The organism is Kribbella sp. NPDC051587, assembly GCF_044453945.1.
GTDB lineage: Bacteria > Actinomycetota > Actinomycetes > Propionibacteriales > Kribbellaceae > Kribbella.
The window spans coordinates 259876-273532 of sequence record NZ_JBITDE010000008.1; the positions used below are offsets into that span (position 1 = coordinate 259876).

Genomic DNA, 13657 nt, shown 5'->3' on the forward strand with positions numbered 1-13657 from the left:
CCTACTTCCAGCTATCCCAGCTGGAAGTAGGTGAACGTCCAGAGCCCGGCGATGACCAGCAGCACCAGGATCCCGATCAGCGACACGATCAGGATCGCCTGGCTGTTGCTGCCGCTGCGCTCCGGGAGCTCGAACTGGGTGGGGCCCCAGGCCCCACCCCCCTCGACACGCTGCACGGCCTCAGGCGGTGGTGCGACCACCGCCTGCTCGTCCCGCTTCTCCCGGGGCAGCTTCATCAGGTCTCCGTCGATCGGCTCACACGTAATACGACTCTGCGTTGATGCTAATCGTCCGGGACAAGTAGTCGTCACGGTCGTTGTTGTCGATCTCGACCCGCCAGCCGGCGACGTAGGCCGCAGCCGGCTTGCCGTCGTTGTGCTTGTCGATGAACTCCTTCAGTGCCGCGGCGTCGGTTCCCTTCAGCGTGCCGAAGGCATCGCCCACCGCTGCCGGCCACGCGGCCTCGGCGTCGTTCTTGCGGCCGGAGACGCTGATCTCCAGTCGCTTGATGCCGCCGCCGGAGGACCCGAAGCCGTAGATGCGCTGCGAGCCGAAGTCGCCGATCTTCTTGGTGCAGATGCTCTTGCAGTCGTAGCCCTTGGCCTTCAGGCCGGCCATCAGCTGCGCCTCCGTCGTCTGCCAGGTCTTCTCCGGGATGTCGAACGACTCCTCACCGGACTTCCGGCCGGCCAGCACGACCGAACTGTCGTTGTTCAGCCGGAACTCGCCCCACGTCGTCCCGACCTTGTCCGACTTCTGACCGGTCTTGATCGCGTCCTGGATCTTCTTGACCTCGCTGCCGCCGAAGGTGTCGTTGCCGAGCGCCTGCAGCGCGGCGTCGAAGCTGACCGCGGCGTTGTTCCGGTTGTCGTCGTCGCGCGACGTCAGCTGGACGCTGATGATCGTCCCGTCCTTGGTGAACTGGAAGATCGCGTCGACCTGGGTCGGCCCGTCGTACTTGAAGCAGCCGCGGTGCCCGCCGGCGTCGTTGTTGAACAGGTCACTGCACTGGTAACCGATGGCCTGGAGCTTCTTCGACGCGTTGTCGGCCTGGCCGGCCGCGTTGGCCGGACCGCTGGTGTCACTGGTCGGCTGCGAGGTGCCACCGGTCGGGTCGGCGGTCGGCTTGTCGTCGCCACCGAGCCCGCGAACGACCAGCACGATGATCAGGCCGATCAGCAGAATGCCGACCACGCCACCACCGATCACCAGCGGCATCTTGTCCTTGCCGATGCCACCAGGTCCCTTGGAGCCACCGGGGCCGGCGGGACCTTGCTGCCACGGCTGCTGGCCACCCTGCTGCTGGTGCCAACCGCCCTGCTGCTGGTTGCCCTGCTGTCCCCAGGCCTGCTGCTGGTAGGGCTGCTCACCCTGCTGCGGACGCTGGCCCCAGCCCTGCGCGGGCTGACCCTGCTGCGGGGGCTGGCCCTGAGGAGGCTGGCCCTGAGGGGGCTGGCCCTGCGGCTGACCGGGCTGCGGCCGTCCAGGCTGCTGTCCCCATCCGCCACCACCCTGCTGCGGAGGTTGGCCCTGCGGCTGCTGAGGCTGCTGAGGCTGTCCCCAGCCGCCACCGCCCTGGGCAGGTGGCTGTTGACCCCAGCCGCCCTGACCTCCTTGGCCCCCCTGCTGTCCGCCCGGCTGGCCCCCCGGCTGCCCGGAACCCCACGGTCCCTGTGGCGGCGTCGTCATATTCGCTCCTTTGACCCATGCATGGACGTGCAAAACTAACAGTCCGACGGCTCAGATCCTCCGCCGGATCCATTGAGTCCGCAGGTTGTTCAGGACTAGGCCGGCTCCGGTCTGCTCGCGACCGCGGCCGCCGCCTCCGCGCCGTCGTCCAGCAGCACCTGGAATCCCGCCGCATCCAGAACCGGTACGCCGAGCTGAACCGCCTTGTCGTACTTGGATCCCGGCGAGTCACCGACGACCACGAACGACGTCTTCTTCGACACCGAGCCCGCAACCTTGCCACCGCGGGACACGATCGCCTCGGTGGCCTCGTCGCGGCTGAAGCCCTCGACCGTCCCAGTGACCACGACCGACACACCGGTCAGCGTCTGCTCGACCGTCGGGCCGGTCCGCTCCTGGCGCATCACGACGCCCGCGGCCTTCCACTTGTCCACGATCGCCTGGTGCCAGTCCACCGCGAACCACTCGATCATGGCCTGCGCGATCGTCGGACCGACCCCCTCGATCTCGGCCAACTGCTCCTCACTCGCCGCGCGGATGTCCTCGATGTCGTCGTACACCTCGGTCAGCGCTGCCGCCGCGGTCGGACCGACGTGCCGGATCGACAACGCCACGAGCACTCGGTTGAGCTGTTGACCCTTGGCCGCCTCGAGATTCGCGATCAGCTTGCGGGCGTTGGCCGACAGCGCACCGGCCTTGGTGGTGAAGAAACCACTCTCGGCCAACCGCTCCTCGGTCAGCGCGAACAGATCGCCCTCATCAGCGACCAGCCCGTCCCGGACCAGCGCCTCGGCAGCCTGATAGCCGAGCCCCTCGATATCGAACGACGATCGCCCGGCCAGGTAGAACAACCGCTCCTTGACCTGACCCGGGCAGAACTGCGAGTTGGGGCAGCGGATGTCGACGTCGGACTCCTTGGCCGGCGCCAGCAACGTGTCGCACTCCGGACAATGCGTCGGCATCACCCAGGCCGGCAGGTCCTTCGGCCGCAGCTCGACGACCGGGCCGAGGATCTCCGGAATCACGTCGCCCGCCTTCCGCAGTACGACGGTGTCCCCCGGCCGAACGTCCTTCCGGGCGACTTCCTTGGCGTTGTGGAGCGTCGAGTACTCGACTGTCGATCCGGCGACCCGGACCGGCTCCATGTGCCCGAACGGCGTGACCCGGCCGGTGCGGCCGACGTTCACCTCGATGTCGATCAGCTTGGTGGTGACCTCTTCCGGCGGGTACTTGTACGCGATCGCCCAGCGCGGCGCACTCGACGTGGAACCGAGCGCCCGCTGCAGGTCGATCTCGTCGACCTTGACCACCACACCGTCGATCTCGTGATCGACCGAGTGCCGGTTCTCGCCGTAGTACGCGATGAACTCGTTGACCTCGGCCAGCGTCTCGACCCGCCGCGCGCGGTCGCTCACCGGCAGCCCCCAGGCCTTGAGCTGTTCGTACGCCGAGGAGAGCCGTCCGAACCGATGTCCCTCGACCTTGCCCAGGCCGTGCACCACGAACCGCAGTGGCCGGTTCGCCGACACGCGCGGATCCTTCTGCCGTAGCGATCCGGCCGCACTGTTCCGCGGATTCGAGAAGACATCCTTGCCGGCCTCGGCCAGCTGCGCGTTCAGCTCGGTGAAGTCCTCGACCCGGAAGTAGACCTCGCCCCGAACCTCCAGGAAGGCCGGTATGTCGTCGCCCTGCAACCGCTCCGGGATGCTCTTGATCGTCCGGACGTTCGGCGTCACGTCCTCGCCGGTCCGCCCGTCGCCGCGCGTCCCACCGCTGACGAGGCGACCGTTCTCGTAGACGAGATCGAGCGCGAGTCCGTCGACCTTCAGCTCACACAGGAACCCCGAGTCGTGGATCTGCTGGACGGTCACCTCCCGCTCGAGCCGCTTCGCCCAGGCCTCCATCTGCTCGGCCGAGAACGCGTTCCCGAGGCTCTCCATCCGCATCGGGTGCTCGATCGGCGCGAACAACGTCGAGATCGGGACGCCGACCTTCTGCGTCGGTGAATCCGGCGTCCGCAGCTCGTTGTACTGCTCCTCGATCGCCTGCAGCTCATGCATCAGCGCGTCGAAGTCGGCATCGGAGATGATCGAACTGCCCAGGTAGTACTTCGCCCGGTGCTCCTCGATCTCGTTGCTCAGGGCAGCATGCCGCTCACGCACTTCAGGCGGTGCTTCCGGAATCTCCTCGCTCATAACCAGAATCTACCGCCGCCCTCCGACAAAAACTGTCAGGCGTCGGCGGCTTCGCCTACGACGTCGACGATCTTGCGGAGAAGGGCGAGCCGGGCTTGGGCGTCGCGGGGTGAGGGGGACGCGGCGAGGCCGCAGGCCGGGGTGATGACGACCTTCTTCATCAGCTCGGGATCGAGGCCGAGTTCGCGCCACCGGCGGATGAGCGGAGCGGCGGCCTGCTCCTGGTTCGGCAGCGCGCCGGTCGTCGGGACCAGGCCGGCGTAGACCGTCGTACCAGCCTCGACTGCGATTCCCAGCTGATCCCAACCCGATGCGTTGAGCAACGAGATGTCCACAGCGAGCCCAGAAGCACCAGACTTCGTGAAGACCTCGATCGGCGGCCGCTCCGCGCAGCAGTGGACCACAGTGGGTCCGAAGCCAGTGAACAGACTCAGAAGCTCCACTGCGCCCGGACCGTCGATGGACCGGTGCTTGCTCCACCCAGACGCAGTCGGAATAGCTCCAGCCAGTACGGCGGGCAGCGCCGGCTCGTCAACCTGCAGTACGACGTCCGCCCCGGGTACGCGTTTCCGCACCTCAGCCAGGTGGTGTTCAACGCCGTATGCCAGCGCCTGCGCCAGATCACGCCGAGCACCGTGGTCAGCCAGGACCTTGTCACCGCGCGGCCGTTCCACTGTCGCGGCCAGCGTCCATGGACCGGTGACCTGCACCTTCAGCGGACCGACGTAGCCGTCGGCGTACTCCTCCAGCACGTCCAGGTCTTCACGCAGCAGTCCACGCGCCCTGCGCTGATCCAGACTCGCAGTCGCGTCACCACCACCTGTGAGCCGCCACCCGGCCGGCTGCAGGTCTGCGGCGAGCTCCGTGACCAGTGCGATCGCCCGGCTGAGCATGTCGCCGTACGGGCGGGCGGGGAGCTCAGCCAGGAACGGGATGTCGACCGCCTCGAGCAGGACCTTGGTCCACTCGCGGATGTCGTCGCCCGGCAGTGAGCCGAGCCCGGTCGTCGTCACGCGTGCTGCGCTGCGACGCGGTTGACCGCGTCGATGGTGGCGGACCCGATGACGCGGGTGCCGTCGTACAGGACAACGGCCTGTCCGGGGGCTACTGCGGAGGCCGGCTCGGTGAAGTCGACCAGGACCTGGTCTCCCTCGAGGCGTGCGGTCACCGCGATCTCCTCGCCGTGCGCACGCAGCTGCGCGCGGACGTGCAGCTCTGAGGTGGGCACCGGGCCGCACCAGCGCGGCTTCGACGCGGTGAGCCCAGTCACTGCGAGCTCAGCGCGCGAGCCGACCGTGACTGTGCGCTCCACCGGGCTGATGTCCAGGACGAACCGCGGCTTGCCGTCGGCGGCCGGCGTACCGATCCGCAGGCCCTTGCGCTGGCCGACGGTGAAGCCGTGCGTGCCACTGTGCTCACCGAGCTTGTTGCCCTGCGCATCGACGATGTCGCCCGGCGCCTCCCCCAGGTGCTTGCTGAGGAAGCCCGGAGTGTTGCCGTCGGCAATGAAACAGATGTCGTGGCTGTCCGGCTTGTCCGCCACGGACAGCCCGCTGCGGGCCGCCTCTTCGCGGATCTCGGTCTTGACCGTGTCCCCGAGCGGGAAGAACGCATGCGCCAACTGCTCCTGCGTCAGGACGCCCAGCACGTAGGACTGGTCCTTCGCGTGGTCGACAGCGCGGTGCAGCTCACGGCCGTCCGGAGTGTCGACGATGCGCGCGTAGTGACCCGTCACGACCGCATCGAAGTCCAGCGCGAGCGCCCGCTCGAGAACGGCGCTGAACTTGACCTTCTCGTTGCAGCGCAGGCAGGGGTTCGGGGTGCGGCCCGCGGCGTACTCGGCGACGAAGTCCTCGACCACGTCGGCGTGGAAACGCTCAGCCAGGTCCCACACGTAGAACGGGATGCCGATCACGTCCGCGGCCCGCCGTGCGTCCCGCGAGTCCTCGATGGTGCAGCACCCGCGCGCACCGGTCCGGTACGACTGCGGGTTGCGGCTCAGCGCCAGGTGCACCCCGACGACGTCGTGCCCGGCTTCGACCATCCGCGCCGCCGCGACGGCGGAGTCCACTCCGCCGGACATGGCTGCGAGTACCCGCATCAGTTGTTCCTTCCCACGTTCTGCAGACCGGCGGACTGCGCCCGCTCCACAACCGGTCCGATGTTCTCCAGTACGGCGTCGATGTCGGCCTGACTCGACGTGTGTCCCAAGGTGAAGCGCAGCGACCCGCGTGCGCGCTGGTCGTCGTACCCCATCGCCAGCAGCACGTGGCTCGGCTCGGCGACCCCGGCGTTGCATGCGGACCCGGTGGAGACCTCGATCCCGCGTGCGTCGAGCAGCAGCAAGAGCGAGTCGCCCTCACAGCCGCTGAAAGACAAGTGTGCGTTGTTCGGCAAGCGATCGACCGGGTCACCCGACAGATGCGCGCCGTCGACGGTCTCCAGCACGCCCTTGATCAGCGTGTCCCGCAGACCGGTGAGCCGGACCGACTCCACCGGCTGGTCGGCGATCGAGTGCTCCACAGCGACTGCGAAGCCGGCGATGGCCGGCGCATCCAGCGTGCCGGAGCGTACGTCGCGCTCCTGGCCGCCACCGTGCTGCACGGGCGTCAGCTTGGTCTCCTTGTGCACGACCAGCGCCCCCACGCCGTACGGGCCGCCCAGCTTGTGCGCAGAGACCGTCAGAGCGTCGACACCGAGCGCAGCGAAGTCAACCGGCACCTGCCCGATCGCCTGGACGGCGTCGGTGTGCACGGGGATGCCGTACTCGGCGGCGAGCGCAGCGATCTCCTGGATGGGCTGCAGCGTGCCCACCTCGTTGTTGGCCATCATCACCGTGACGAAGGACACCGTCTCCGGTGCGCATTCGATCGCCCGCCGTACGTCGTCCGGCCGGACCCGACCGAGCTCGTCGACCGGCAGCCACTCGATCTCCGCCCCCTCGTGCTGACCGAGCCAGACTGCTGGGTCCAGGACTGCGTGGTGCTCGATGCCGCTGAGCAGGATGCGGCGCCGGCGCGGGTCCTCGGCCAGGCGTGCCCACCACAGCCCCTTCAGGGCCAGGTTGTCCGCCTCGGTACCCCCGGAGGTGAAGACCACCTCGCTCGGCTGCGCTCCCAGAGCGGCGGCGATGGTCTCCCGCGACTCTTCGACCGTACGGCGCGCAGCGCGTCCGGCGCCGTGCAGTGACGACGCGTTACCGGTGCGCCCCAGGTGCGCAGCCATCGCCTCGATCGCTGCGGGGAGCATCGGTGTCGTCGCAGCGTGATCGAGGTAGACCGCACGAGGGCGCAAGGAGGTCATAACACCCTCAAGGGTAAGTCCTGCCGGGATGTTCCCGATCCGCACCGATATTCCGGACTCAGCGGAGCCCTTCGTCCGGGTGGACGAAGCGGGGTCGAACACTTGTCCGATCCGACAAGTACATCCCTGGGCGCCGCCACCTAGCATCGCCTGAGGCAGCAGCCTGCATCTGAGGAGGACTTGGTGACCCGACGTCTGCGCATCGACGACCTGGCCGAGCTCGCCGTCCCGGAGGAGCCCGCGCTGTCACCAGACGGCAGCCAGCTCGTCTACGTCCTGCGGACCACCGATCTGAAGGCTGACCGTGACCTGCGGAACCTCTGGCGGGTCCCAGCTACCGGTGGCGAGCCCCGGCAGCTCACCCGATCCGACGGAGATAGATCACCGGTCTGGTCACCGGATGGCAGCCAGCTCGCGTTCCTGCGGGCCAAGGACGGACCTGCGCAGCTCTGGGTGCTCCCCAGCGACGGTGGTGAGCCTGAACAGCTCACGACGCTGCCGCTGGGCGCAGGGGCTCCGAAGTGGAGCCCGGATGGGACGCAGATCGCCTTCAGCGCACCTGTCGACACCGTTCCCGGCAGCACGGAGGCACCCATCGCCACTGAGCGGCTGGACTACCAGGCCGACGGCGTGGGCTGGTTCGGGACGGTTCGCAAGCACCTCCACGTCCTCGAGGTGGCGACGAAGAAGTGCAGGCAGGCCACTGAGGGTGACTGGCACGCCGGTAACCCGGCCTGGTCCCCCGACGGCACCAAGCTCGCCTTCGGCGCGGCCACTGACCCAGACGCCGACCTGACTGCGAAGGCCCCTGCCTACGTGCTGGACGCGGCCGACAGCAAGGCCACGCCGCGGCTGGTCGCCCTAGCCGACGGACAGGTCTCCGCATCTGGCTGGACGGCGGATGGTGAGTCACTCCTTCTGGTCGGCACTGTGACCACGCAGGTCGGTCACAGCCGGCTCCTGCGGGTCGCACTGGAGTCCGGTGCAGTGACTGACCTGACCGAGTCCCTCGATCGCAACGTGATGGTCGGTGGACCGGCGTACCCGGGTGGTCTCCCGGTTCTGATCGACGACGGCGCCACCGTCCTGTTCTGCGCGCGTGACCGCGGCTGCACCCACCTGTACTCCGTACCGGTCGACGGCGGCACACCCGAACGTGTGCTGGGCCAGCCCGGTCACAACCTCTCCGGCCTCAGCGCGGCGGGTGGAGTCGCCACGACCACGCGTACCACCGAGACGTCGTACGGCGAAGCGATCACCGTCGACCTGAAGACCGGTACGGCGACCACCCTGACGTCGTACGGCGAGAAGCTCGCAGACGTGGAGCACTTCATCCGGGTGGAACGCGAGTTCACCATCTCTGACGGGACTGTGGTCGCGGCCTGGCTGCTCCGGGACCCGATGGCCACGGGTGCGCAGCCGCTGCTGCTGGACATCCATGGTGGTCCGCACGGCGCCTGGAGTGCCGGAGCCGATGAGGTGCACGCGTATCACCAGGAGCTGGTCGCACGCGGCTGGAGCGTGCTGCTGGTCAACCCGCGAGGCAGTGACGGGTACGGCGAGGAGTTCTTCACCGGGGTGATCGACGGCTGGGGCACGTCCGACGGCAAGGACTTCCTGGCGCCGATCGACCAGTTGGTTGCCGAAGGCATCGCTGACCCGAACCGTCTCGCCGTCGCCGGCTACAGCTACGGCGGCTTCATGACGTGCTACCTGACCAGCAGGGACAACAGGTTCGCGGCTGCCGTCACCGGTGGCGTGATTAGCGACCTGACGAGCATGACGGGCACCTCTGATCTCGCGCGCTACCTGACGGCCTTCGAACTGTCCGGTGGCGATCTGGCCGCCATGTCGCCGATGACACAGATCGACCAGGTGCAGACGCCGACGCTGGTGATCCATGGCGATGCAGACCGGCGCTGCCCGCTCGGCCAAGCACAGCAATGGCACACAGCACTCCGTGAACGCGGTGTGCCCACGCAGCTGGTGCTGTACCCCGAGGCGGACCACCTCTTCATCCTTCAGGGCAAGCCGTCGTACCGCGTCGACTTCAACCGCCGCATCCTCGACTGGGTCGAGCAGTACGCCGGTAGCGCGACCGGTCCGCGTCGTCCGCGGATCGATGCGGCGCACTGGCAGCGTCGGCTGACCACACTGGCCGCCAAGCACGGTGTTCCGGGCGCCACACTCGGAGTCCTGCGCGGAGACGAGCTGGTGCAGGCAGCGACCGGCGTACTGAACAAGAAGACCGGCGTGGAGGTCACTACCGACTCGCTGTTCCAGATCGGGTCGATCACGAAGGTCTGGACGACCACTCTGGTGATGCAGCTCGTCGACGAAGGTCTACTCGACCTGGACGCGCCACTGATCGCCGTACTGCCCGAGCTGCAGTTGAGCGATCCGGATGTGGCCAAGCAGGTCACCATGCGGCACCTGCTCACGCACACGAGTGGTGTCGACGGTGACGTGTTCGATGACACCGGTCGCGGTGACGACTGTCTGGAGAAGTACGTCGGGGTGCTGGCCGGTGTCGGCCAGAGCCATCCGCTGGGCGCCACCTGGTCCTACTGCAACTCCGGCTTCTCCCTGGCCGGACGGGTGATCGAGAAGCTCACTGGCAAGACCTGGGACGCAGTACTACGAGAGCGGCTCGTCACACCGCTCGGACTGGAGCACACGGTCACGCTGCCTGAGGAGGCACTGCTGCGCCGAGCAGCGGTCGGCCATGTCGACGGAGACCAGGTGGCTCCCGTCTGGGGCCTGCCGCGTTCCGCAGGTCCGGCCGGACTGATCTCGTCAACGGTCGCTGACGTACTGGCCTTCGCTCGGCTGCATCTGGACGGCGGACTGGCGCCGGACGGCAAGCGCCTGATTCCGGAAGCCGCAGTGGCTGAGATGGCCGCGAAACACGCCGAGGTGCCCGACCAGACCACCGTTGACTCGTGGGGGCTCGGCTGGATGCGCTTCGCGTGGGGCGGGCAGGAGGTGATCGGCCACGACGGCGGAACGATCGGCCAGGCCGCGATGCTGCGGATCCTGCCCACCGAGGGCCTTGCTGTCGCGCTGCTGACGAACGGCGGCAACGCCGGCGATCTGTACAACGACCTGTTCCGGGAGATCTTCGCGGAGCTCGCCGACGTCACTCCGCCGGCACCGCTGACGCCACCGGCCGAACCGGTCACTGTCGATCTGGACCGGCACACGGGCCGCTATGAGCGCGCCGGGACGACGCATGAGGTACTGGTCGCCGACGGCGAGGCGACGCTGCGCACCACCGTCACTGGGCCGCTGGCCACGCTGATACCCGACCCCGTGCAAGAGCGCAGGCTGGTTCCGGTCGACGACAGCGGTGACCTGTTCGCGGTCAAACCGGCCGACGGTGCGCTGGCTTGGAGTGCAGTGCGGTTCTACTCGCTGCCGACCGGTGAGAAGTACCTGCACCTCGGCTCCCGCGCGACCCCGAAGGTGGTGGCCTGATGGATCTGCTCAAGGACATTGAGACCCTGGTGACCTGTGAGTCGCCGTCGGCCGACAAGTGCGCCGTCAAGACCAGCGCGGACGTCGTTGCCCAGCTGGGGACTGAGCGACTCGGCAAAGCGCCGGAGAACGTCGTCGTCGACGGCTGGACGCATCTGCGCTGGAAGTTCGGCGACGGCCCGACACAGGTGCTGGTGGTCGGCCACCACGACACCGTCTGGCCGCTGGGTTCGCTAGCGACGCATCCGTTCCAGATCGAGGACGGCGTCATGCGCGGGCCGGGCTGCTTCGACATGAAGACCGGTGTGGTGATGGCGATGCACGCGATCGCCGCCCAGGCTGACCCCAGTGGCATCACGCTGTTAGTGACCGGTGACGAGGAGCTGGGCTCACCGTCATCCCGTGCGCTGATCGAGGCCGAGGCAGCCGGCTGTGTGGCCGCACTGGTGCTGGAGGCATCAGCAGAAGGCGCCCTCAAGCTGGAGCGCAAGGGCGTCTCCAACTACGAGCTCCGCATCACCGGCCGCGCCTCCCACGCCGGACTGGAGCCAGAGCTCGGTGTGAACGCCAGCATCGAGGCAGCCCACCAGATCCTCGCCATCAGCCAGCTAGGCAACCCAGAACTCGGTACGACGGTCACTCCGACCAAGCTCGTCTCCGGCACGACGCGCAACACCGTCCCGGCTGCAGCGAGCTTCCTGGTCGATGTGAGGGCGCGGACTGTCGCAGAGCAGCTCCGAGTGGACGAAGCGATGCGAGCGCTCCAGCCGGTACTCCCCGAGGCAGTACTGGAGCTGATCGGTGGTCCGAACCGGCCGCCGTTCGAACGCAAGATGGCCGAAGACCTGTACGAACAGGCCTCCCGACTGGCCGCAGAACTCGGCCAACCGCCGCTGCGCCAGATCTCGGTAGGTGGCGCGTCCGACGGCAACTTCACTGCCGGAGTCGGTACGCCGACTCTCGACGGGCTCGGCGCGGTTGGTGGCGGCGCACACGCCGACGACGAGCACGTGATCGTCGACGAGATCGCACCTCGGACAGCTCTGCTCACCACTCTGATCACCCACCTGCTGGGGCGACGATGACCGAGACAGTCACCGGCGTCCAGGTGCGCGAGTTGAAGGAGCTCGCCGACCTGGAGGCGGTCTACCAGCTGTTCGACACCATCTGGCGCCCGGACCCGCACAACCCGCCGGTGACGACCGAACTGCTCCGGGCGATGTCCAAGGCCGGCAGCTACGTCAGTGGCGCCTATGACGACGGCCAGCTGGTCGGAGCGTGTGTCGGATTCTTCGGTGCGCCGTCTGAGCGGACACTGCACAGTCACGTGGCCGGTGTGTCCCGGCAGGCGCGTGGACGGAGCGTCGGGTTCGCTCTCAAGCTGCACCAGCGCGAGTGGTCGCTGCAGCGTGGTCTCACGGCGATCGAGTGGACCTTCGACCCGCTGATCCGGCGCAACGCGTACTTCAACCTCGTCAAGCTCGGTGCGCGGCCGACGCAGTACCTGACCAACTTCTACGGGCAGATGCGCGACGAGATCAACGGCGAGGACGAGAGTGATCGGCTGATCGTCCGTTGGCAGCTGGACGAGCCGGTCGGTGGTACTGAGTTGTCGGCGGCAACTATCGCCTTGGGACGTGGTGAGGACGGCCGCCCGATCAGGGGTGAGCTGACAGCGGCGGGTCCCGTCGCGGTCGCCGTACCGGCTGATGTGGAGGCCTTGCGGGCAACGGACTTCGCTGCGGCGCGGGAGTGGCGGCTGGCGGTCCGCGAGGTGCTCGGTGACCTGCTGGCGGACGGTGGCCGGGTGACCGGCTTCGATCGGACCGGAGCGTACGTAGTCGAACGAGAGGCAGTCGCATGAAGCTGACCGGAGTCGAGTTGCGGCGGGTATCGCTGCCGCTGGTGTCACCGTTCCGGACGTCGTTCGGGACCGAGGTCACCCGGGACGCGCTGCTGGTCCGGGCCGTCGGCACTGAGGCCGAGGGCTGGGGCGAGTGCGTCGCCATGGCCGCACCGCTGTACTCGGAGGAGTACGTCGACGGTGCGATCGACGTCCTGCGTCGGTACTTCGTGCCGGCGATGGCTGGCGTGGACCGGGCTACTCAGGTGGCGCCGGCGCTGGCGAAGTTCCACGGGCACCGGATGGCGAAGGCTGCACTGGAGACCGCCGTACTGGATGCCGAACTGCGGACCGAAGGTCGATCGCTCGGCCGCGAGTTGGGTGCTGTCCATGATCGGGTGCCGTGTGGAGTATCCGTGGGCATCATGGACTCGATTGATCAACTGTTGACTGCAGTTGATCAATATCTCGACGAGGGATATCTACGGATCAAGTTGAAGATCGAGCCCGGCTGGGACATCAAGCCGGTGGCCGCCGTGCGGGAGCGGTTCGGCGACATCCTGCTGCAGGTGGACGCCAACACGGCGTACGCGGTCTCGGACGCCAGGCACCTCGCCCAGCTCGACGCCTTCGACCTGCTCCTGATCGAGCAGCCGCTTGACGAGGAGGACATCCTCGGACACGCAGAGCTGGCCAAGCAGCTCAAGACCCCGGTCTGCCTGGACGAGTCGATCACCTCAGCCCGCGCGGCCGCGGCGGCGATCTCCCTCGGCGCGTGCTCGATCATCAACGTGAAGCCCGGCCGGGTCGGTGGCTACCTGGAGTCTCGCCGTATCCACGACGTCTGCGTGGCGAACGGCATCCCGGTCTGGTGCGGCGGCATGCTCGAAACCGGTCTCGGCCGCGCGGCCAACGTGGCGCTCGCCGCCCTGCCCGGATTCACGCTGCCGGGCGACACCTCCGGCTCATCGCGGTACTACAAGACCGACCTCACGACGCCGTTCACGCTGGCGGACGGCCACCTCGCCGTACCGACTGGTCCTGGGATCGGTGTAGAGCCGCTGCCTGACGAACTGGAAGTGTTCACCACGTCGACCGAGTGGCTGCTGCTGTAGGAATCGACCAATCCAGGGGCCAAAGCTGTCCGGAT

General features: G+C 67.9%; 10 protein-coding genes. 4 read left to right on the forward strand and 6 right to left on the reverse strand.

Annotation, left to right across the window (positions count from 1 at the left end; all coding sequences use genetic code 11):
• Nucleotides 1-11 precede the first annotated feature (11 nt).
• From ACIA49_RS27655 to ACIA49_RS27680, 6 genes are all read right to left on the reverse strand, one after another.
• Nucleotides 12-236 carry a hypothetical protein gene (locus ACIA49_RS27655; protein ID WP_396380236.1) on the reverse strand — a complete coding sequence of 75 codons (225 nt, stop codon included), beginning with the start codon at nucleotides 234-236 and terminating at the stop codon, nucleotides 12-14.
• Nucleotides 237-255: 19 nt separating this feature from the next.
• On the reverse strand, nucleotides 256-1689 hold the full coding sequence (locus tag ACIA49_RS27660) for a hypothetical protein (RefSeq protein ID WP_396380237.1): 1434 nt from the start codon (nucleotides 1687-1689) through the stop codon (nucleotides 256-258).
• 95 nt (nucleotides 1690-1784) lie between these two features.
• A complete protein-coding gene (ligA, locus tag ACIA49_RS27665; RefSeq protein WP_396380238.1) occupies nucleotides 1785-3884 on the reverse strand; it encodes an NAD-dependent DNA ligase LigA in 2100 nt (699 codons plus the stop codon).
• Between the two features lie 35 nt (nucleotides 3885-3919).
• Nucleotides 3920-4897 carry a methionine synthase vitamin-B12 independent gene (locus ACIA49_RS27670; protein ID WP_396380239.1) on the reverse strand — a complete coding sequence of 326 codons (978 nt, stop codon included), beginning with the start codon at nucleotides 4895-4897 and terminating at the stop codon, nucleotides 3920-3922.
• Nucleotides 4894-5985, reverse strand: a complete 1092-nt coding sequence (gene mnmA / locus ACIA49_RS27675; protein WP_396380240.1) for a tRNA 2-thiouridine(34) synthase MnmA — start codon at nucleotides 5983-5985, stop codon at nucleotides 4894-4896. The genes ACIA49_RS27670 and mnmA overlap by 4 nt, the downstream gene beginning before the upstream one ends.
• A complete protein-coding gene (locus ACIA49_RS27680) occupies nucleotides 5985-7187 on the reverse strand; it encodes a cysteine desulfurase family protein (protein ID WP_396380241.1) in 1203 nt (400 codons plus the stop codon). Before ACIA49_RS27680 ends, mnmA begins: the two co-directional genes overlap by 1 nt.
• Before the next feature lie 183 nt (nucleotides 7188-7370).
• Here ACIA49_RS27680 and ACIA49_RS27685 point away from each other — a divergent pair, with 183 nt between their 5' ends.
• From ACIA49_RS27685 to menC, 4 genes are read left to right on the forward strand one after another with little or no spacing between them, the layout of a single operon-like run.
• Nucleotides 7371-10664, forward strand: a complete 3294-nt coding sequence (locus ACIA49_RS27685; protein ID WP_396380242.1) for a serine hydrolase — start codon at nucleotides 7371-7373, stop codon at nucleotides 10662-10664.
• Nucleotides 10664-11749 (forward strand): M20 family metallopeptidase, encoded by a 1086-nt coding sequence (locus ACIA49_RS27690; protein WP_396380243.1) that lies wholly within the window; start codon nucleotides 10664-10666, stop codon nucleotides 11747-11749. Before ACIA49_RS27685 ends, ACIA49_RS27690 begins: the two co-directional genes overlap by 1 nt.
• Nucleotides 11746-12528 carry a GNAT family N-acetyltransferase gene (locus tag ACIA49_RS27695; protein ID WP_396380244.1) on the forward strand — a complete coding sequence of 261 codons (783 nt, stop codon included), beginning with the start codon at nucleotides 11746-11748 and terminating at the stop codon, nucleotides 12526-12528. The genes ACIA49_RS27690 and ACIA49_RS27695 overlap by 4 nt, the downstream gene beginning before the upstream one ends.
• On the forward strand, nucleotides 12525-13622 hold the full coding sequence (gene menC, locus ACIA49_RS27700; protein WP_396380245.1) for an o-succinylbenzoate synthase: 1098 nt from the start codon (nucleotides 12525-12527) through the stop codon (nucleotides 13620-13622). Before ACIA49_RS27695 ends, menC begins: the two co-directional genes overlap by 4 nt.
• Nucleotides 13623-13657: the final 35 nt, after the last annotated feature.